General features: G+C 41.0%; 19 protein-coding genes. 5 read left to right on the plus strand and 14 right to left on the minus strand.

All coding sequences use genetic code 11. The features are described 5' to 3' along the window. Nucleotides 1-39: 39 nt before the first annotated feature. Nucleotides 40-831 carry a HEAT repeat domain-containing protein gene (locus NZ848_RS06630; protein ID WP_259014861.1) on the minus strand — a complete coding sequence of 264 codons (792 nt, stop codon included), beginning with the start codon at nucleotides 829-831 and terminating at the stop codon, nucleotides 40-42. 17 nt (nucleotides 832-848) lie between these two features. Next, on the minus strand, nucleotides 849-1,367 hold the full coding sequence (locus tag NZ848_RS06635) for an RNA polymerase sigma factor (protein ID WP_259014862.1): 519 nt from the start codon (nucleotides 1,365-1,367) through the stop codon (nucleotides 849-851). A 450-nt stretch (nucleotides 1,368-1,817) separates the two neighbouring features. Here NZ848_RS06635 and NZ848_RS06640 point away from each other — a divergent pair, with 450 nt between their 5' ends. Further along, entirely contained in the window at nucleotides 1,818-4,382 is a 2,565-nt protein-coding gene (locus NZ848_RS06640) for a zinc-dependent metalloprotease (RefSeq protein ID WP_259014863.1), read from the plus strand. A gap of 266 nt (nucleotides 4,383-4,648) precedes the next feature. Here NZ848_RS06640 and NZ848_RS06645 read toward each other — a convergent pair whose 3' ends face one another. From NZ848_RS06645 to NZ848_RS06655, 3 genes are read right to left on the minus strand one after another with little or no spacing between them, the layout of a single operon-like run. Then, nucleotides 4,649-5,101 carry a GNAT family N-acetyltransferase gene (locus NZ848_RS06645; RefSeq protein WP_259014864.1) on the minus strand — a complete coding sequence of 151 codons (453 nt, stop codon included), beginning with the start codon at nucleotides 5,099-5,101 and terminating at the stop codon, nucleotides 4,649-4,651. Beyond that, a complete protein-coding gene (locus NZ848_RS06650) occupies nucleotides 5,101-5,511 on the minus strand; it encodes a GNAT family N-acetyltransferase (protein WP_259014865.1) in 411 nt (136 codons plus the stop codon). Before NZ848_RS06650 ends, NZ848_RS06645 begins: the two co-directional genes overlap by 1 nt. A gap of 38 nt (nucleotides 5,512-5,549) precedes the next feature. Next, nucleotides 5,550-5,975 carry a DUF1801 domain-containing protein gene (locus NZ848_RS06655; protein WP_259014866.1) on the minus strand — a complete coding sequence of 142 codons (426 nt, stop codon included), beginning with the start codon at nucleotides 5,973-5,975 and terminating at the stop codon, nucleotides 5,550-5,552. An 80-nt stretch (nucleotides 5,976-6,055) separates the two neighbouring features. Between NZ848_RS06655 and NZ848_RS06660 the strand changes: the two genes are divergently transcribed. After that, on the plus strand, nucleotides 6,056-6,844 hold the full coding sequence (locus NZ848_RS06660; protein WP_259014867.1) for an HAD family hydrolase: 789 nt from the start codon (nucleotides 6,056-6,058) through the stop codon (nucleotides 6,842-6,844). A 68-nt stretch (nucleotides 6,845-6,912) separates the two neighbouring features. Here the strand turns inward: NZ848_RS06660 and NZ848_RS06665 are convergent, their stop codons facing one another. The 8 genes from NZ848_RS06665 to NZ848_RS06700 form a co-directional block, all read right to left on the minus strand. Next, on the minus strand, nucleotides 6,913-7,833 hold the full coding sequence (locus NZ848_RS06665) for a hydroxypyruvate isomerase family protein (RefSeq protein WP_259014868.1): 921 nt from the start codon (nucleotides 7,831-7,833) through the stop codon (nucleotides 6,913-6,915). 71 nt (nucleotides 7,834-7,904) lie between these two features. After that, nucleotides 7,905-9,173 (minus strand): WD40 repeat domain-containing protein, encoded by a 1,269-nt coding sequence (locus NZ848_RS06670; protein WP_259014869.1) that lies wholly within the window; start codon nucleotides 9,171-9,173, stop codon nucleotides 7,905-7,907. A 58-nt stretch (nucleotides 9,174-9,231) separates the two neighbouring features. Beyond that, complete coding sequence (locus NZ848_RS06675) at nucleotides 9,232-9,549, minus strand: Dabb family protein (RefSeq protein WP_259014870.1); 318 nt, start codon at nucleotides 9,547-9,549, stop codon at nucleotides 9,232-9,234. A 27-nt stretch (nucleotides 9,550-9,576) separates the two neighbouring features. Next, nucleotides 9,577-10,767 carry an alpha/beta hydrolase family protein gene (locus NZ848_RS06680; RefSeq protein WP_259014871.1) on the minus strand — a complete coding sequence of 397 codons (1,191 nt, stop codon included), beginning with the start codon at nucleotides 10,765-10,767 and terminating at the stop codon, nucleotides 9,577-9,579. Nucleotides 10,768-10,990: 223 nt separating this feature from the next. Continuing rightward, entirely contained in the window at nucleotides 10,991-11,896 is a 906-nt protein-coding gene (locus tag NZ848_RS06685; RefSeq protein WP_259014872.1) for an SDR family oxidoreductase, read from the minus strand. Nucleotides 11,897-12,042: 146 nt separating this feature from the next. Beyond that, the gene (locus NZ848_RS06690; RefSeq protein WP_259014873.1) at nucleotides 12,043-12,654 is read right to left on the minus strand and encodes a YceI family protein; all 612 of its coding nucleotides are present in this window, start codon (nucleotides 12,652-12,654) and stop codon (nucleotides 12,043-12,045) included. Nucleotides 12,655-12,764: 110 nt separating this feature from the next. Beyond that, complete coding sequence (locus NZ848_RS06695; protein ID WP_101727864.1) at nucleotides 12,765-13,223, minus strand: MarR family winged helix-turn-helix transcriptional regulator; 459 nt, start codon at nucleotides 13,221-13,223, stop codon at nucleotides 12,765-12,767. A 99-nt stretch (nucleotides 13,224-13,322) separates the two neighbouring features. Beyond that, nucleotides 13,323-15,206: a hypothetical protein gene (locus tag NZ848_RS06700; RefSeq protein WP_259014874.1), complete on the minus strand. Its 1,884-nt coding sequence runs from the start codon at nucleotides 15,204-15,206 to the stop codon at nucleotides 13,323-13,325. Nucleotides 15,207-15,489: 283 nt separating this feature from the next. On the opposite strand from NZ848_RS06700, the gene NZ848_RS06705 reads away from it, so the two are divergent. From NZ848_RS06705 to NZ848_RS06715, 3 genes are read left to right on the plus strand one after another with little or no spacing between them, the layout of a single operon-like run. Continuing rightward, nucleotides 15,490-16,065, plus strand: a complete 576-nt coding sequence (locus tag NZ848_RS06705; RefSeq protein ID WP_259014875.1) for a Maf family nucleotide pyrophosphatase — start codon at nucleotides 15,490-15,492, stop codon at nucleotides 16,063-16,065. A 26-nt stretch (nucleotides 16,066-16,091) separates the two neighbouring features. After that, entirely contained in the window at nucleotides 16,092-17,819 is a 1,728-nt protein-coding gene (locus NZ848_RS06710; protein ID WP_259014876.1) for an alpha-amylase family glycosyl hydrolase, read from the plus strand. Between the two features lie 2 nt (nucleotides 17,820-17,821). Then, complete coding sequence (locus NZ848_RS06715; RefSeq protein WP_101727861.1) at nucleotides 17,822-18,064, plus strand: T9SS type A sorting domain-containing protein; 243 nt, start codon at nucleotides 17,822-17,824, stop codon at nucleotides 18,062-18,064. 3 nt (nucleotides 18,065-18,067) lie between these two features. Here NZ848_RS06715 and rho read toward each other — a convergent pair whose 3' ends face one another. Beyond that, nucleotides 18,068-19,795, minus strand: a complete 1,728-nt coding sequence (gene rho / locus NZ848_RS06720; RefSeq protein WP_253534747.1) for a transcription termination factor Rho — start codon at nucleotides 19,793-19,795, stop codon at nucleotides 18,068-18,070. Nucleotides 19,796-20,224: the final 429 nt, after the last annotated feature.

Raw genomic sequence — 20,224 nt, forward strand, 5'->3', positions numbered from 1 at the left:
AAAGATGCAGGTTATTGCTGGTTCATAAAGTAGGCAATATTACATGCTTAACACTTTTACGCTTTCCTGTGCTTTCCGTTTAACAAAGTCTTCGGTTTCATTATTTTGTAATAGCTTTTGTAATGGTTTTACGGCGCGTTTATCGCCAAGGTTAGCCAGTATATCAATCACGGTTATCTGTAATGTTGGCTCTTGTTGTGTAAGCAATGTTTGTATCAGGGCATCACGCGCTACTTTCTCATCTCCGAAGTGCGACAGCGCCTCTGCTGCTGCCGTGCGCACATTTATATTCGGGTCATTATTCAGTGTTTTAACCAACGCTTTTAATACCTCAGTGTCGGGCTTATTGATGTCGTATGAGTAATTGACTGCCTGGATTCTTTCAGAGGCCGACTCCCGCTTTAACATCGACAGCATTACCAGTTCTTTGGTTTCTTCAACATCTCTTTTTAGCTGTGTAAGTTCCTTTAAATCTCCCAGGTCTTTGTCGGCTGTTTTGCGGCCTATCAGAAAAATTCCTAATAAAAATACAACTCCGGCGGCGTATTTTAGTGCTGGCGAGTTTAACCAGCTAACGCGCATATTTCCCTTTTGTGCTTTCTCTTTTCTTTTTTGTTCGGCTCCTTTTTCTTTTTCAAGCATCATATAGAAGCCAAGGTCAAGGTTAGCGTCGGGCTCATGTGCTTCTGGCTGAGGCATATCATGATAAAATGCTTTGAGTTCTTCAAACTCAGTCTTGAGCGATTCGTTGTCTGCCAACAGGGTTTCAAGTTCCTGCTTTTGTTTAGTTGTCAGTTTATTATCCAGGTAATCGGCAAATAATTGTTCCATATCCACATTCCTCCTAATTAGTAATTTAATTTTAAAAATTCTTCTTTTAATTGTTTTAAACCTCTGTGTACCCGTACTTTTACCAACGACACCGAAATATTGAGTACGTCGGCAATTTCTTCGTATTTCAGGTCTTCATATCTGCTCAACCTTAGTACTTCCTGGTACTCCTGTGGTATTTTTTTTAAGGCTTTCTGAATTAAAAGGTATTGTTCATCATCATAATTTTCTTCTTCGGCTAAGTCAATGTTTTCGTTTAAATCTTTGTGGTTGTGCGATTGCTCTTTCAGGTAATCGTGGTAAATATTTCTGGCTATCCGGTATATCCATGTTCTGAACTCGTAACCATCTTTATAGCTTTGCCGGTAATGAATGATACGATAGAAAACCTGCTGAGTCAGATCCTGACTCGAATCACGCTCTACACCAAATCTTAAATAAAAATTATATAATGGGCGTTTGTATCTTTCGTACAAAATCGCAGCCTTATCCAAGTCGCCTCCGGCTACCAGTTGCATAGCTGCTTCGTCTGTCATAGAGAGCTTTTTCGTTTTAGGTTTCTGAATATGATTACTTGGGTACAGGTAAAAGGTTACAGCGATTCTGAAAATATTTTTGTTATTTCTTGAACAATGTCTGAACTCTGCCGCGACGGCGTACCGTTTTACCTGATTGAATGATTTAGTTGACTAAATGCATTTTAACCTGATTATTGTTAAGACGATTGAAGCAGGTATTAATTACATATCAAAACAAATTTACTTTAATGCCAATCAGTGTAATCATTTAATCTGGTAAAACGGTTCGCCGTCGCGGCAAAGTTCAAGACAACCATATCACAAATTAGTTGATGCCACAAAGTAAAATTTACTGCAAATTTGGTATTTGGTCTCATATTCAAATTAATTCATCAACATTTAAAAAATTATTCTTTCTCTTCACTTACATTTACGAAATTTTTTTCATCACACTATTATTAATTAATTATGAAATTATTACGCCTTGCACTTGTACCCTGTGCTATTTTTGGTATGACCCTGACGGGGAATGCCCAGAAGAAGGACGACAAGAAAAAAGAAGAACCTGCAAAAACTACCCAGACGCCAACCGCAACACCTCCTGTAGTTAAACCTGCCGAAACCCCCAAACCAGGGCCGAAACCTTACAAAGATGTAATTACTGATAAGGCCAAAACCAGCAAAGGATTGATAACGGTGCATAAAATTGATGAGAAGTACTTCTTTGAAATTGCCGATACCCTGCTGGGCCGTGACATAATGACGGTTACGCGTTATTCTAAAACTGCCGCCGGTGGTGGTATCTTTGGTGGAGAAGAAGTGAACCGTCAGATGATCAGATGGGAGAAAGGACCAGACAATAAGATTTTCTTACGTTCTATCTCTATCGTTATGTCAAGTCCTGATAGCACCAAGCCTATTTTTCAGGCCGTAAGAAACTCAAGCGCCGACCCAATTGTGGGTGCATTTGACATTAAAGCCATTAAGAAAGATACGGTTTCTGTAATTGAAGTAACTGATTTCTTCAAGGCTGATAACCAGATTTTTTCATTAGACCCTGTAAGCAAACAATTACTTAAAATTACAGCGCAGTTGCCAGACCGCTCGTATATTCAGCACATACGGTCTTACCCAATTAATACTGAAATCCGTACGGTTAAAACCTTTGGCGTAGTGCCGCCGTCGGTTTCTTTAATGCCTATTCCGCAAATTGGCCAGTATCTGCCGGCCTCGCGCGATGCAGGTGTGGTAACTATGGAGTTTAATACCTCAATGATATTGCTGCCTAAAGTGCCTATGCGTAAACGATTCTTCGACCAACGTGTAGGGTACTTTGCCAACCAGTACTCTGTATTTGGTGAAGAGTCTCAAAAATCAGACAACGAAGTTTTTGCTGTAAGATGGAAACTAGAGCCAAAAAGCAAAGAAGATGCCGAACGCCAGAAACGTGGTGAAGCAATTGAGCCTAAAAAACCAATTGTTTATTATATAGACCCGGCCACACCTAAAAAGTGGCAAAAATACCTGAAAGCCGGTGTTGATGACTGGCAAAAAGCTTTTGAGAAAGCAGGTTGGAAAAACGCTATCCGAGGCGAATACCTAGACCCAAAAGACAGCCTGAGCCTGGAAGATGCCCGCTATTCGGTTATCCGTTATTTTGCGGCTGATATTCAGAATGCTTACGGACCAAACGTGCATGACCCACGCAGCGGCGAAATTCTTGAAAGCCACATAGGCTGGTATCATAACGTAATGCGTTTATTGCGCAACTGGTATATGATTCAGACAGCCGCCGTTGACACTCGTGCAAGAACTAAAAATTTCAGTGATGAACTGATGGGAGAATTGGTACGTTTTGTGTCGTCGCACGAGGTAGGCCACACGTTGGGTCTTCGTCATAACATGGGTGCCAGCTCTGCTACGCCGGTTGAAAAACTACGTGACAAAAACTGGGTGGCTAAAAACGGACATACGTCTTCTATTATGGACTACGCCCGTTTTAACTATGTTGCACAACCGGAAGATGGCGTAACAGATTTGTTTCCGCGTATTGGTGATTATGATGAGTGGGCTATCAAATGGGGTTACGGATACTTTGCCGACGCCAAAGATGCCAAAGAAGAGAAAAAACTGCTTAACGAGTTAACAAAAGAGGCAACCAAAGACCCTCGCAAGAGATTCGGTACTGAAATAAGCCCTTATGACCCTCGTTACCAGACTGAAGACCTGAGCGACAATGCCATGAAAGCTTCTGACTATGGTATTAAGAATCTTCAGAGAATATTGCCCAATCTTACAGAATGGAGTAAGGAAGACGGAGAGTTCTACAAAGAGTTATCGGAGCTATATGGCAACGTGGTAGGTCAATACCGCCGTTATATTGGCCATGTTACCAAAAATGTAGGTGGTGTTTATGATACACCAAAAACCTATGACATGGAAGGTAGTGTATATGAAGTGGTGCCAAAAGCAACTCAGAAAGAAGCCGTTGCATTCCTGAACCGTCAGGTTTTTGCCACGCCAACGTGGTTAATTAACCCTGCAATTCTAAATAAAATCAATATCGAAACAGGTGTTGAAGCCATCAAGTCAATTCAGGAGAGTACCTTGAACAACCTTTTGGCCGGTGACCGTGCCGCAAGGTTGATGGAAACAGGCTCAACAAACCCTGCTAATTATAATCTTGATGAATTGATGACCGACCTGCGCGGTGGCATCTGGGCAGAGTTAAAGACCCGCAAGGCAATTGATGTGTATCGACGTAACCTTCAAAAAGTTTATGTTGAGAAGGTAATTACATTGCTGAACCCAACTTCAACAATGTTGATGTCTGTACCTCCGGGGGTAACTTACGGTTATGAAACCCGCATGGTGGACTTGAAAAAGACCGACTTGCCGTCAATTGCAAGAGCAAATCTTGAATCATTGAAAGCAGAAATAAAAGCAGCTTTGCCTTTAACAACCGACAAAATGAGTAAATACCATTTACAGGATGTGCTAAGCCGAATTGAGAAAGCTTTAGACCCTAAATAATATTGTATTTAGTATAAAACATAAAAGCGGAGGGGCAACCCTTCGCTTTTATGTTTTATAAGTATAAACTGAACTGTGCCTATCTTGAGGAATAATTTCTTTTTATAACACAAAATCAACTTTTTAAATGGTAGGAGATTGAAAAATACAATTGTCTCATATCAAAGAATGGCCCTTTTATATTAGCAGCATTGATAACAGATAATTTATTTATATTGCGTACTTAAAAAGCAAAAAATCAGAATTCGACTGGGCAAGCATTGGCATCACCTTAACTCCAGATGCAAAATCGGAAAAGGCTTACCGGTTCCGTCTAGTTCAGACCGGCTAATCACCTTAAATCCATGATGCAGATAAAACTCAAGGGCTTGGGTATTTTGCTCGTTTACATCTACTTTACTTATTTTTTGTGTGTCTATTGCATGGTTTAACAATGCTTTACCGATTCCTTTGCCAATGGCATCGGGGTGAAGAAAAAGCATTTCGAGGCTATCGTCTATGGTGCCTGAAAAACCAAGAATTTTTCCGCCTTCGTTTCTGATACTATTAAGCTCAACCATTTCGAAATAGTTATGTTCATAAATGGTTTGTTTGAAAAACAAAATGTTCTCTTCTTTCAGAAAATGATGGGTGGCTCTTACAGATGCTTCCCACAAGTCAAGCAGTTCGTCGTATTCTTTGGGTAAAACTCTTGTAATGGTATAACTTAGGTCAGTCATTATTTTAGTGTCATGCTTAGCATAATCATGTGTTTACACTGAACGCCGTTTTCAATGATGGGTTCAGTATAATTGTTAATAAAGAAATTGAATTTTATATCAGAGAGTTCAAAACCCAGCTTTTGATACAAGTATAATTGCCCAATACTGGCATTACTTGTGCCAATCAGCAATTTTTTAAAGCCCTGTTCTGTGGCAAGTCTGATAGCGTGTTTCAAAAGTAACGTACCTATACCTTGTCTTTGGTGTGCATCATCAACGGCTATATTTTTAATTTCAGCCTCTTGGGCGTTGATACTCCAAAGCACATATACACCAATAACATTGCCTGCGGTTTCAGCTATATATACTTTTGAATTGGGCAGATAGACCTGAATGGCATCTACTGATGGATCAGCAGATAATAACAATTCGCCCTCAAAAGCCTGATATGGATATCGGCCATAAGTCAGCTATTGGAAATGTCTTTTAATCGACTGACTCTTACGGATTCATCAATCATTTCTCTCAGCACGTCCATGCTAATATCTGCCATACTTTTTATGTAAATACAGCCTTTGCCTGTTTTGTGCTTACCTAATTTTTGCAGAAGTACCTCTCTTTTGTCGGGGTCCAGATACGTATAAAGACTGATGGCATCTTTTCGCGGCGAAAAAGCAACCAATGGCGCGTCACCTTCATGCCCGCTATCATATTTGTAATGATAACTGCCAAAGCCTATAATTGATGGTCCCCACATTCTGGCTTCGAGGCCGGTTTGCTGAGACATGATTTGAAGTAGCTGAAAACCGTCCGTTTTTCTTTTCTCTTCAGTAATCTGGTTCAGAAAGTCTTCTACTTTTATTGCTGTTTCGCTGGTTTTATTCTTTGCCATAAGTTTAAGAGCAATGGTTGAATTGAAACAAATATAACATATTTGTACTTACCTTTGTATGATAAACTTATAACCGAAGAATGATAAAATTAATAGTGAGCGATATGGATGGCACATTGCTCGACGACCACAAACAACTGAATGAAGAATTTTGGGAAATTGAACAGCAGCTGACCGATAACGGAATAATATTTGCTATTGCCAGTGGCCGGCAATATTATAACCTGGCCGAAAAATTTGCAAAAATAAAAGATAAGCTGATTTTTCTGGCAGATAACGGGTCGTATGTTGTGTATCAGGATGAGCAGATACATATTGACTCCCTTGACAAGGACGCAGCCAACAGGTTTATTGAAATAGGCAGAAAGGTAGAGCAGGGCTATGTAATTGTAAGTGGCAAAAACTCTGCCTATGTTGAAAGTACGGATGAGCGTTTTCTGAGCGAAGCCGGAAATTATTTTAAGCGGATAAAAGTGGTGGAAGACCTGACCAATTTAGAAGACACGATTCTGAAAGTAACTATCTGCGATTTTAATAACTCTGAAACCAACAGTTATCTGCATTTTAAGGCCTTTGAAAACGATTATAAAGTAGCCATTGCCGGGAAAATCTGGTTGGATATAAGCGACTGGGGAGCGAACAAAGGCACAGCGATAAGGAAAATTCAGGAGAAGTTAGGTATTTCTTTTGAAGAAACGATGGTGTTTGGCGATTACCTGAATGATATGGAAATGATGACAGCAGGTAAATACAGTTATGCCATGAAAAACGCCCACCCGAAAATTCTGGAAGCGGCTGGTTTTGTAACCCGCCACACCAATAATGAAAATGGCGTTTTGCAAACCATAAAAGAGATGGGTTTGGTATAACACCCATACTGAATAACAATAAAGGGCAGATGAAGAATTGTTTCAATCTGCCCTTTATTGTTATTGAATCAGATTTCAAAACTGTCAGATTCCTGATACGCTTTTATGAGCGCCTGTTCTCCTTCTTTTCCGGGTTTTGAATTACCATGCTCCATCCCAAAAATAAAGGTTTTGTTTTCGGCCTTGCTTTTGTTATAAACATGCTTGAAAATGTTTTTGTAGTTAATCTCGCCTGTTGTGGGTTCTTTTCTTCCCGGGTTATCACCAATCTGGAAATAGGCAATTTCGCTCCAGGTCCAGTCAATATGCGGAATAATGTGGCCTTCATTTTTTTGCATGTGGTAGATATCAAACAATATCTTGCATGACGGACTGTTGACACCCCGGCATATTTCATAGGTTTGGTCTGAGGTACGCAGAAATAAATTCGGCGAGTCGCTCAACGGTTCAAGAACCATTACAATGCCGTGTGGTTCAAGAATCTCGGCTCCACGGCGCAGGGCATCAATAACGTTTCCTGTTTGCACACCAATGGGCAGGTTACGCTCAAAGTCGCCCGGAACAACCGTAACAAATTTGGCATTGCAGCGCTTGGCTACATCAACTGCACGTTTGCAGCCGTTTAGAAAAATGTCAATATATTCCTTTTTACCGGCGGCCAAAGTATTGGCGCCATTGCCACCTTTATCTACTACAAAGACGCCCATTTGCATACCCAGTTTGGCCATTGTTTCGCCAATTTTGGTTTGCATTTCCGGGGTACGCCCCATCATTCCGTTATCTTCAAGTGCTGTGAAGCCTACGTCGGCCATAAATTTAAGCTGGTCTATCAAATCTTCTCCTGCCGAATGCCTGAACATACCAAAGTGTGGTGCATACTTTATCTTGAAATTGTTCTGCCCAGCCAAGAAGTTAATTTTATCAGTAAACGGAACGGCCGAAACCCCTGCTACTGAAAATGTGTTTTTAATAAAATTTCTACGTTTCATTGTTATAGTGTTGAATTAAGATGCTTTTAAAAGAGTTCAATAGAAATTACTATTTGCCTGGTGCCATGCACTTACCAGATGGCTTGTATATCATGGCAGCCTCTGGGCATAAAAAGCTTGAAATCCTGTTTTTGTAAAGTGGGCTTGTCTCCGTTTTTTACCCGCCAGAATTCAACAGCGCCAAAATGTTTGGCATATACAAAATAATCAAACACGGTAACCGCCAGATTTTTTCCGCTTTTATCAAAACAGATACTTTTGGGTAGTATTCCGTCAAATTCATAGTTGCTGATGTGGGTTAACCGGCCATCGGAGGTAAACTTCAAAAGACTTAGAGAGGCCTTTTTGGTTAGTTCTGCACTTTGCCACGGGTAATGTGTTTGTCTGGCATTGGCAACCACAACCAGGCTGCCATCTGGGCTTAGCGCCAGGCCTTCGGGGTTCTGGCCTACTTTTATCCGTGCTAAAGGCGTATGGTCTGCCTGACCCTCCAAACTAAAACGGATAATAAAAACTTCTCCGTCTGCGCCATGCTCGTCTTTTTTGGTGTCAACAAGCAAAAAAAACTTTCCATCAGCAGTAAACTGCCCGACACCGGGAGAAGAACCGACCTTGAGCGATTTACCTTGTAATTCCAAGCGGATAATTTTATTACTTGGCCCATCGCGCGTGGTTTTTACCAGAGCAATTTCGCGCTTGTCGGCCAGAGTAATAGCAAGGTAATTACCCCCCGGATGCCAATTAACATCTGTCATTTTACCTGAAGGCAAGCCCTGAGGTTTATGGATTATCCTGACGGGTTTCCCGTTCTGGTCTAACTCAAGAACCTGAAGCTCTTTTCCTTCTTCTTCTGAACAGATGGCAAGGTAGTCGCCCTGAGGGCTCATTGAAATTCCGGCTGGGTTTCTGCCCGTCGGGAATTTATATAATACTTTCGGATTACCGATATCTGCAATATCTATTACTGAGATAAATCCACCGGGTGACAGGTCTTCCTGTATATTTTTTACTTCATTAACGTTATCGGCGATTATGCCCCGGCTTTCCAAAACATAGGCAAGACGATGTCTCTGCGACACAACCATACTTTTGGAACGGTTGACTACCGAAGTAGAAACCATAAAGCTGCGGGCGTCATCATAAGACGTGCCTAACGGAAGCCGAATGGACACAAAAGCGTCTTTTGCTCCTTTTTCTTTATATAATTTGCCATCAAAAATTGCAGAGGCTGCCTGGTCTGCATCTGAAACAGCAATTAACCCTTTGGCCTCAAACTCTAAACTCTGCGAAAAAGAAGTAATACTAACAAACAGAAATACATAGGGTAGGAGGTTCTTCATAATTAGTATAACTTTGGTTTAATGCAAAAACAAAGGGTATGGTTACCAAAAGACCCTGTTAACTTTCTGCATCATAAACCACTACTTTCTCCCACAGGTGCGAGTATTTTTCAACAAAAGCAAGGTGGTCGGGGTCGGTCTGATACGCCGCCTGTTGCTCTGGGGTATCGAACACAAAGGTGATTGAAAACTGATAAGAAGAGTCAATAACAGCGCGGTTGGTATCTGCAGGCAAGCCTACGTAGGCAGTCTGAATTAAATCAATTTTTGATAGTTCAAGCAAACCTGCGTGCAATGCTTTGTGGTCTGCCTCATTAGTTTTGTCTTTTAACCAGAAAAATACAGTGTGTACGAATCCTTTTTTCAGATTAGCCATGTCAAAAAAGTGTTTTTTATTGTTTAATTATTGATAGGATGCAAAAAATGAAATGGTGCTGGTAAGAAAAGACTCAACAGATGAACTATGCGTGCCATTGTTTATACCTATGAGCTTTACGTTAGTGGCTCCTTTTTTCAACATGGCGTCATAAGCGGTTTGCGAATTGAAAAAAGGTACATAAGTATCAGCGGTGCCGTGTACCAGTTGTGTTGGGGTTTTGGGTTTCCAGTCAAAAATATCATTGTCTTTTACTGCATTCATTAATGCGGTGTCAGAACCGTTTGCAAGACTTTGTTTCAGGGCATCGGTCAGAATAGTATTAAAACTTACCGAAATGTTTGCGTTTTGCTTGTCTTTCTGAATCTGGCTGGCGTAAGGTTCAATAAAATAGCTTGTTAAAGGCCTGTTAAGTTTATAGATGCGGTCGTAGGTAAGTAATACCCAGATGTACGAAGCATTGTAGCCCGGGTTACCGTCTGTGGTGGTTGAGGCAATGGTTTTAAAACTAAGCGTTTTGTTGTATGCGCCTGCCCCACAGCTTGACGCCTTCAAGTTAAACTCGTTTGTGGTTTCTTCTTCTATTTTTTTCTGTAAAGCCAAAGTAGCAAAACCACCCTCTGAGTATCCGCCTAAAAATAGATTGTTGTTCCAGTTTATTTTTTCTTTGGCTATAAACTCTTTGGCAGCGCGTAGCATATCCAGGCTGGCAGTGGCCAGTCCTTCGCGGTGTTCGTATGTATGAGGCAAATTATTGCTTGCGCCATAGCCGATGTAATCCGGGGCGGCTACAATATAACCCAGAGTAGCTACCAGAGAAACCAGAGAGCCTTCGCCATCGCTTGTAAAGTAAGACGGGGCGTCTTCGTCATTAAAAATAGTGCCATGCTGGTAACTTACCAACGGATATGCCGCCGTACGATTGGATATTACCGGCACAACCAGTGCACCGGAGGCCTGTATCTCGGTACCATCGGTATTTTTAGTTTTATATACCAGCTTGTATTGCTTTACGCCACCTTGTATAAATAAGGCAAATGCCTGGCCCTGAGTGCCAAGCGAGGCAATAAGCTGGTCTTTTGAATATTCTTTAACTAAGGTAGAACTAACAAGTGTAACAGCCTGCGGACTGGGTTCTGAGGTTGTTTTTTCGCATGACCACGTAAAAACAGCAAGTGTGATGGATAAAAAGAAATACTTTAAGAATCTGTTTTTCATGTTGTTAGAGATTGTCAAGACAAAGTTATTAAATTAATTGGATAAGGCTCAGCCGTAAACCCCCTTTTTTGAGCCTTGATTGGTATTTTAGGTTTGCGTTTTTCTTTTGCCGGCTGGCCTGTCAATGCTGTATCATCATTGTGTTAATGCGGTTCTGAACAAAAAAAGCTGAAATGCCATTGCATGTCAGCTTGTAAGCTCAGGGCAAAAGGTTTGGTTGCCTTTACTCGTCTTTTTTGCTTTTGGTGTTCGACTTGATTGCCGCCTGAATGATATCCCACATTTCGCCGGGAATGGCACCCAGATGGTTAAATTGCCCTGCGCCGTTCAGCCATTCGCCACCGTCTATGGTTACCACTTCTCCGTTTATGTAGGAAGAAAAATCTGATAACAGGTAAGCAGCCAGATTGGCCAGTTCCTGATGTTCGCCAACGCGCTTCAGAGGCACATTGCCAAAGTCTGAAAATCTTTCTCTGAGATGCTCTGGGAATGCATCTACTGGAAACAGCCTGTCCCATGCACCTTTGGTTGGAAAAGGCCCCGGTGCAATGGCATTAAACCTGATTCCATATTTTGCCCATTCAACCGCCAGGCTTCTTGTCATTGATAACACGCCAGCCTTTGCCATGGCTGATGGCACAACAAATGCAGAGCCTGTCCAGCTATAGGTGGTTATAATGCTTAATACATTTGCCTTTTGTTGGGTTTCAATCCAGTGTTTACCAAAGGCGAGCGTGCAGTAATAAGTTCCTTTTAATACAATGTCTACAACAGTATCAATGGCGCGGTGCGATAGCCGCTCGGTAGGTGATATAAAGTTGCCCGCTGCATTGTTTAGTAAACCGTCTACTTTGCCAAATTCGGCAATGGCTTTGTCTTTCATGGCTTCAATGGCGCCGTAGTCGCGCACATCGCAGGCTATAGGTAATATTTTGCCACCAGTTTCGCTGGCCAGCTCATGTGCGGTTTCTTCCAGTACATTCAGTTTCCGGCTTGTTATTACTACGTTTGCACCCAACTGCAGAAAATATTTTGTCATTGATTTGCCCAGACCTGTGCCACCACCTGTTACCACAAAGGTTTTACCTTCTAGTGCGCCGTCTCTCAGCATTGGTTCGTTATAAGCCATTTTTGGTATCGTTTTTAATTGTTGATTTGTATTATTTCAAGAAAAATTTAGGCGAAATAATTTTTGTAAAGCTAAAATAAAAAAGCCACAGATGAAACATTCATCTGTGGCTTTTTCGAAACGAATACTCTAAAATCTGCTAACAATTATTTAGCAGCTACCAACTTCACATCAACAAGGAAATTATCGTGGATAGCTTTGTCGCCAATGGCATCAAAGAATGATTTTGACGCATATTTGCTACCGAATTTAGTGCGGTCAACCTCAAATTTGGCTGTAGCAGTAGCAGAACCTTTTTTATCTACACTTACGGTAGCAGGAAACGTGATAGCCTGGGTAACACCATTGATAGTAAGGTTACCAGCAATATCATAGTTAGCGCCACCTTTAGGTGTAGCTTTAGTGATTTTAAAGCTGGCTGTTGGGTATTTTGCTGCATCAAAGAAATCAGGGGCTTTCAGGTGGCCTGTTAGTTTAGCGTTGTATTCTGCATCTTTCAGGTCTACCACTTTAATGCTGTTGATGTCAATTACAAAATCTCCACCAACCAGTTTGTCGCCATCAACGGCAAGGTTACCACTTTGAATGTTGATAGTACCGTTGTGTTCACCGGTAATTTTTTTACCAATCCAGTTAAAAGAGCTGGCTTTGGTGTCTACTTTTAATGTTTGTGGGCCTTTTTTACCATTATCGGCCAGCGCTGAAAAACTTACTAAACCTGCAACTGCAACTGTAAATAAACTTCTGATAATTTTCATTGGTTTTGAAATTTAATTTTAAAAAGTAATTAATTAATTTAAATTCTTTATAATCAATAGATTAAGTAGATTATAACATCCTTGTTTTAATGACCTATTCCTGATTAGGCTTATTGGCTGTTTCTGAGTTTATCAAGTAAATTACTCAGGGCTTCGGCTTCTTCCGGTGTCAGGTTTGAAAATGTCGACTCCCAGCTTTCCTGCAGTACATCTATTTCTTCTAATACTTCCAGGCCTTTGTCTGTGATACGAACATCACACGCACGTCTGTCATCCTTGTTGTCGCATCTGGTAGCCAAACCCTTCAGCAGAAGTTTATCAACCAGCCTTGACGCATTAGACATCTTATCCAGCATTCGGTCTATAATACCGTTAACAGTAATCGGATTCGGATATTGCCCCCTCAAAATTCTGAGTACGTTGTATTGCTGAGCCGTCAGGTCAAACGGTTTCAGAATATTCATGTGGTCGCTGTTCATCCAGTTATTGGTAAACAGTATATTCACTACCAGTTTCTGATACGGGCTCTTAAAAGGTTTTTGTTGTTTTATGTCTTTTTCTATCGACATCTCTCTTCTCTAACTGAGTGTTATAAAGTATTTCAATTATATGTTAGTACATATATTACAAGTGTCAATGAATTTTAGTTCCTGTATCTGAAAAAAAAATTATCGGAGAGGTATGATTGTTGGAGCAGAAATGTCAAAATCGCGGAGACGAAGTGGCTGGATGCCGTCAAAAGCCAAGCGAAGATTTGAGCTAATGGCAGGTATATTAGGATAATAGCCAACACGGATCTGAAAAGTTTTTATAGTAAGGTTTTCATTCCTGAACCTGAGGCCCACACCGTATCCTCTATACAAAGTGCTTGAAAAAAGTTTTGAATCGCTCAAACTTACCAGGCCAAAATTGGCAAAAGTAAAATAGGCTATTCTGAAACCCAACAGACTTTTTTTAGAGAATAAGACAGATTCCAGCCCGAGCGTCAGTCGTTTGTCACCGATGAGGGCGTTACTGTTGACACCGATAATGCCGTCTTGCCCGCTTATGTTCAGATAATCAACCGGGTCGCGGTTAATGCCATAAGTAAAGCCAAGATTAATAAAATTACGCGACTGCACCTGCCCCAACCGCATCAACGGGCTGAAATAATAGCTTTGAAAGCTAAGAATCCCCTGTTGGGTGGTTTTTTTCTTGAAATAAGTACCTGCACTGGCCAGAAAATAAAGGTATCCGTGATTACGGCTCAGATACGTACCATTGGCATACTGAAGCGCAGCGTATTGGCGTCCGCCAAATTCTGTTTCTTCGCGGCCTACTGTCAGCGAGTGCAGGCTGCCGGTTGGTACGTCTTCGGTTCGTCCGAAACCATAAATAAGTACGTCTCTTTTATAATTTCTGGTTGAATAACCAATGCTGATTAGGGTTGTGTTGCGGTCCCAGTAAATTTTGTTGGTGTCTGCTCTTACCTCCGGTCTTGTTTTGTAATCGTAGCTTAAATTACGGGCGGCTATAATAAGTCTCTGATTATTATTAAAGCTTTTGAGCTTAAAGGCTCGGCCATACCACAGGTCAGAGTAATAATAGCCTGTCTGATAAACCATTTCTTTATCTGTTGGCGAGTTTCCAAGTTTTTTATATTCTCTTAATTTGTAATAACCCAGCTCAACGGCTCCTGCGTTTTTGGTTTCTACTGTTAGAAATGGACGGGATACCCTGATTGAATACTGGCTTAGGTCTCGTTCATAAATAGCGCTCATTTGCCCCGTAACAAATGATTTGCCAATGTAGGGTATCGTATAAATGCTTCTGTAACCCAGGGGCTGGTAGGGGTCGTCTTTCCGCCAGGTGGCTCTGTTAAGAAATGAATGGCCCGTACCCAGGAAATTCCGGTCTTCAATGCCAAATCTGAAATCGTTTATGCCGCTGGCAGAGGCATCTACATTTATAGACCATACATCTTGCACCAATACCACAACTTCAACCATTTCTTCGCTGGTCTCACTAAGGTTTACCAATATGCGTGCGTCATGGATACTAGGGTTAGCCCGCAAAAGGCGTTCGGTATCTTTTAAATATTGCGGCACAAGTTTATCGCCTTCGCCAAACAATAAAAAAGATCTTCTGATAATGCCTTCTCTAGTGTTTCTGTGCAGATTTTTGCTAAGAAAACGCTCAAATCTGTCGCCCCGTCGGGTGGTGTCATTCACTGTCGGCCCAAAAATGTCTAACTGCCTTATGGTAACTTTCTCAATTATTTTGCCTTTGTATATCTCAAACGGATTCGCATCCAGTTTGTTAATTTCGTTTTTCAGGGCATTGGTATTATACACATCTCTAAACAAAAAACCATAGAATTGCCTCCCTATCCGGCTTTGCTCCATTCTGGTTTTTAGTTTGGTATACATGACACTATCCTTGGCAGACTTGTCGCTGTCAAATTTTTTGTAGTCAGGGGTTTGTCCGAAAATGTAATGAGAAACCAATAAAAATATAAAGGTCCAATTCTTCATGCTGAAAAGATTCGATTTTTTCAGTACCGATGTTAGCATCTGTTTTGGATTAGCCGGCCATATAGCAACGCAAAGGCGGCTTATTCATTGTAAGTAAATACGAATTGTAATTAAATTGTTTGAATTAATTCAAGAATTGAAATATACGGTTTAATTGTCGGGTTTCCATATTAATTTGTTTTAACGTACCCAGAGCGTAAACTATCTATGTAAGAGATGAGTATTGTAGAAAATAGGTTGTATAGGCGCCGAAACTTTTACAATTGCTCGTTTTTGTAGCAGGTATTTATTTATTTCGCATTTTATTACTTAGTGCAGCATTATGCAATTATCAAAACCGCTTATACTGGCTTCCAATTCTCCGCGCCGGAAAGAAATCATGCACAATGCGGGTTTCGGGTTCTCAATAAAAGTAATACCAACCGATGAGGTTTTTCCTGCTGAAATGCCAGTAGCAGAAGTGCCGGCTTATCTGGCCAAAAACAAGGCCGAGTGTTTCAGAGAAACCCTGTCTGATGAGATTGTTTTATGTGCAGACACCGTTGTGATTGTTGACAACGAAATTATTAACAAACCTGCCGGTATTGATGATGCCCGAAGGATGCTCAGGCTTTTAAGCAATAAAGTGCACAGGGTAATTACCGGGGTTTGTATGATGACAGCCGAAGAAACAATTACTTTCAGCGACACAACCTATGTAACTTTTAAGCCATTGAGCGATTGGGAAATTGAGTATTACATACAAAAATGTCAGCCGTTTGATAAAGCAGGAAGCTATGGCGTGCAGGATTTTATAGGTATGATAGGTATTACAAAAATAGAGGGGTCGTTCTATACCGTTATGGGTTTACCTATTCATAAGGTTTATGAGCAGCTTCAGCGGTTTATGGTTGTATAGTTTCTGCTGTTTAAAATTTAATCGGAATGATTGAGTACCTGACTGATACCAGTCTGACCTTAAGCCTGATAGCACCGTTAAAACAGACGGTTCATGTGGTGGGCGAGTTTAACGCATGGCAGGTAATTGATGAATATGAAATGCAAAAACAGCCTGATGGTGAAACTTTTGTAATTACCATCAATAATCTGAAGCCTGACCGCGAATACGCCTATCAATTTCTGATTGACCGCAAAATTGCTATCGCAGACCCTTACACTGAGAAAATTCTGGACCCACAGTTCGACAAGCTGATTCCTGCCAATACGTATCCTAATCTGAGAAGATACCCATTCGATAATCCATTTCGCGGCACGGTATCCGTATTACAAACGAATCCTGAAGAGTATAATTGGCAGGTTGAGTCATTTTTGCCACCTGCCAAAGAAGAACTGGTTATCTATGAATTATTGATTAGAGATTTTGTTGAGTCGCGCAAATACCGAGATGTGGCCAACTATATTCCTTACTTTAAACAACTGGGTATTAATGCCATTGAGCTGCTACCGGTGCAGGAATTTACCGGAAATGATTCGTGGGGATACAACCCCACTTTTTATTTTGCCTCTGACAAAGCCTACGGTACCAAAAACGACCTGAAGTATCTGATAGACAAATGCCATGAAAATGGCATAGCAGTAATACTTGATGTAGTTTTTAACCATGCCGATAAGCATTTTTCTTACTACAAGGCTTATGAGAAGCCCGGCAAAGCTGACGAGGAGAATCCTTTCTTTAATGAGCAGGCTACGCATCCTTTCTCGGTGTTCTTTGATTTTAACCATGAAAGCAGGTACACGCAGGCCTTTTTTGATGATGTATGCCATTTCTGGCTTACTGAATACAAAGTTGATGGGTTCCGGTTTGACCTCACCAAAGGTTTTACGCAGGTGTTATCATATCCTGATGTGCAGAGGTGGTCAAGCTACGATGCCAGCCGGATAAAATTGCTGAAACGATTTTATGATAAAATAAGAACTTACCATAAAAAATGTTATCTGATTCTGGAGCATCTGGCAGCTAATGACGAAGAAACCGAACTGGCCGATTATGGTTTTTTACTCTGGGGGCATCTGAATCATCAGTTCAGGAATCTGGTTAGAGGTAAAAAAGATAGCGTATCCTGGTTGAGCCATCAGAACAGAGGTTGGAAATACCCACACCTGGTAGGCTATATAGAAAGCCATGACGAAGAACGCCTGGTATTTGACGGCCTCAGAAAATTAAAAGACTTACCCACAGCACTTGCCCGCGCAAAAGCTGCTGCGGTTTTGTTTTTTATTTACCCCGGGCCAAAGTTATTCTGGCAATTTGGCGAATTCGGGTACGACATCCACATTGATTTTAACGGCCGCACTGGTGTAAAACCCATCAGGTGGGAATACCTGAAAAACCCCGGCAGGCAAGCCTTGATGGAAGTTTACAGGCAAATGATTCATTTCAGAAAAAATATTGTTGCATGGAAAGATGGAGAATTCATTGAGGATTCAGACAGTTTAGTGAAGCAAATCAGTATTAATCACCCTGAAATGCAAATCAGATTACTGGTAAATTTTGGTTTGAAAGACGCCTCGGTAAAAAGTAATCTGGAAGCAGGAATCTGGTATGATTTTTTTGGCGAGACAACCCGGGAAATTGCAGAGGGGAAACAGAAAATATTATTAAAGGCAGGCGAATACTACCTGTTTACTACAAAGAAGATAAACAAATTTTAAAAATGAGAAAAGACGACCTGGTGATATTTTATAACGAGCCCGATGAAAAAGTATATGTAAAAGTGCCACCGGGTTATGAAACGCATTACCAGCTATCTAATCTGGCCGGGAAAATCCTGCAGGAAGAAGTACATACAAAAGCCCTGCACGATTTTGATCTGGCAGGGCTTCCGGAAGGTATATATTTTGTTATCGTAAATCAGGATGATGTAATCCGTTCAAAGAAAATCATCAAAAATACCTGATTCCTAACGGTTCATAGTCATTAAAAACTCTTCGTTGGTACGTGTTCCTTTCATTTTGTCAAGCAAGAACTCCATAGTTTCCATAGGGTTCATGTCTGCCATATATTTACGCAGCAACCATACTTTCTGAAGGGTTTCTTTATCCATCAGGAGGTCTTCACGACGGGTACCCGAAGCAAGAATATCAATAGCCGGATACACACGTTTATTAGACAACTTACGGTCAAGCTGCAACTCCATGTTACCGGTACCTTTAAACTCTTCAAAAATTACCTCGTCCATTTTAGAGCCGGTGTCTATCAGGGCAGTAGCAATAATGGTAAGCGAGCCACCATTTTCTACATTACGGGCTGCACCAAAGAAACGTTTTGGCTTATGGAGTGCGTTGGCGTCAACACCACCGGAAAGTATTTTACCCGAAGATGGAATAACCGTGTTATAAGCACGTGCCAGACGCGTAATAGAATCGAGAAGAATAACAACATCATGACCGCACTCAACCAGGCGTTTGGCTTTTTCAAGTACCAGACCAGACACTTTTACGTGGCGGTCGGCGGTTTCGTCAAACGTAGAAGATATTACTTCTGCGCGCACACTGCGCTGCATGTCGGTTACCTCTTCCGGGCGTTCGTCAATCAGTAGTATAATCAGGTATATTTCCGGATGATTACGGGTAATAGCATTTGCAATTTCTTTCAGCAATACAGTTTTACCTGTTTTGGGCTGTGCCACAATCATACCACGCTGGCCTTTACCAATAGGCGCAAACAAATCAAGCACACGCGTAGAATAAACATCTGGTTTGCTGCTTAGTTTGATATGTTCGTTAGGAAACAAAGGCGTGAGGTATTCAAACGGTATACGGTCGCGTATCTCTTCGGTAGTTTTACCGTTTACAGATAGCACCTTAAGTAAGGCAAAGTATTTTTCACCTTCTTTTGGGGGGCGAATGGCACCCTTAACGGTATCTCCGGTTTTAAGGCCAAAAAGCTTTATCTGCGACGGCGACACGTAGATGTCGTCGGGGCTTGCCAGATAATTGTAGTCGGCAGAACGAAGGAAACCATATCCGCCTTCCTGCATTATTTCCAGCACACCTTCGTTTTCAATCAAACCGTCAAACTCTTTAATAAGATTATTGAACTGTTTCTTGATAACCTTGGTGTAGTCGTCAACAAAGCGTTTGTCTTCTTTTTGTTCAACAATATCCGGAACGATGTCGTCTGTCAGGCCTTCAAATTCGCTCATTTCTGCGTCAATTTCAGACAAGTCAAAGTCTTCTGCTTCTTCCAGATTCATAATCGGCTCAAGGTCTGGCACAAGAAGCATATCCGGCTGTGGCTGGGCATCTTCATTCACCGGCTCAGGGGCAAATGATGGAGAGAATTCAGGTGCAGGGGCTTTATCAAACAGCTTTTTGCTGCCAACTTTTTTCTGTGGCTCTTTTGGCATGGCATTCATATCAGCTGCTTTGTTGTCGGCTGTTTTATTTATTCTGGTTCGGCCTTTCTGAACTTTATTATCGTTAAAGAGTGGCTCTTCAAAGTTACTTCCGGTTGCTTCGGCAACTTCCTTGGGTAAATTAAAAGTTAATTTATGGGACTGGTGTTCCAAAATCTTTTCAATTAATTCCGGCTTCGAGGCATTGCGGACATCCTTAATGCCCACTTCAATACAAATTTTTCTTAACTCTGATAGAAGTTTCAGATTCAGTTCTTCTGATGTATACATACGTGAGAATCAACTATACTATTTTGCGATGGTTAGAGACTAAAATCGATGCTGAAAAAAGAAAAGGACATTATAAGTTTGTGAACAGTTGAAAGCAAATTACAGGCAGTATTTGAACACTAACGGTTAAAAAGTATTTTACTTTAACTGGAGATTAATTTTAATTTTACTTAGTATCAAAATTTAACTATAATCAGGGATAAACCCGAATTAAGAAATTAGCAAGCAATATTTGGATTGTAATTTCAGAAATTGATTGATTCAAAGAGGGTGTTTTCTTAATTCAGAAAGCCTATTGAAGTTAAACTGGGATTTGAATGCAATTATATGGCAAATATTTTAGAAAATCAAAATTTTCTTAAAATATTTTTTTATCGGTACGCTTTTTTGATTCAACCGTATCGGTATGTCCTAATTTTCAGCCTTATG

This window comes from Emticicia fluvialis (assembly GCF_024793945.1).
Lineage (GTDB): Bacteria > Bacteroidota > Bacteroidia > Cytophagales > Spirosomataceae > Emticicia > Emticicia fluvialis.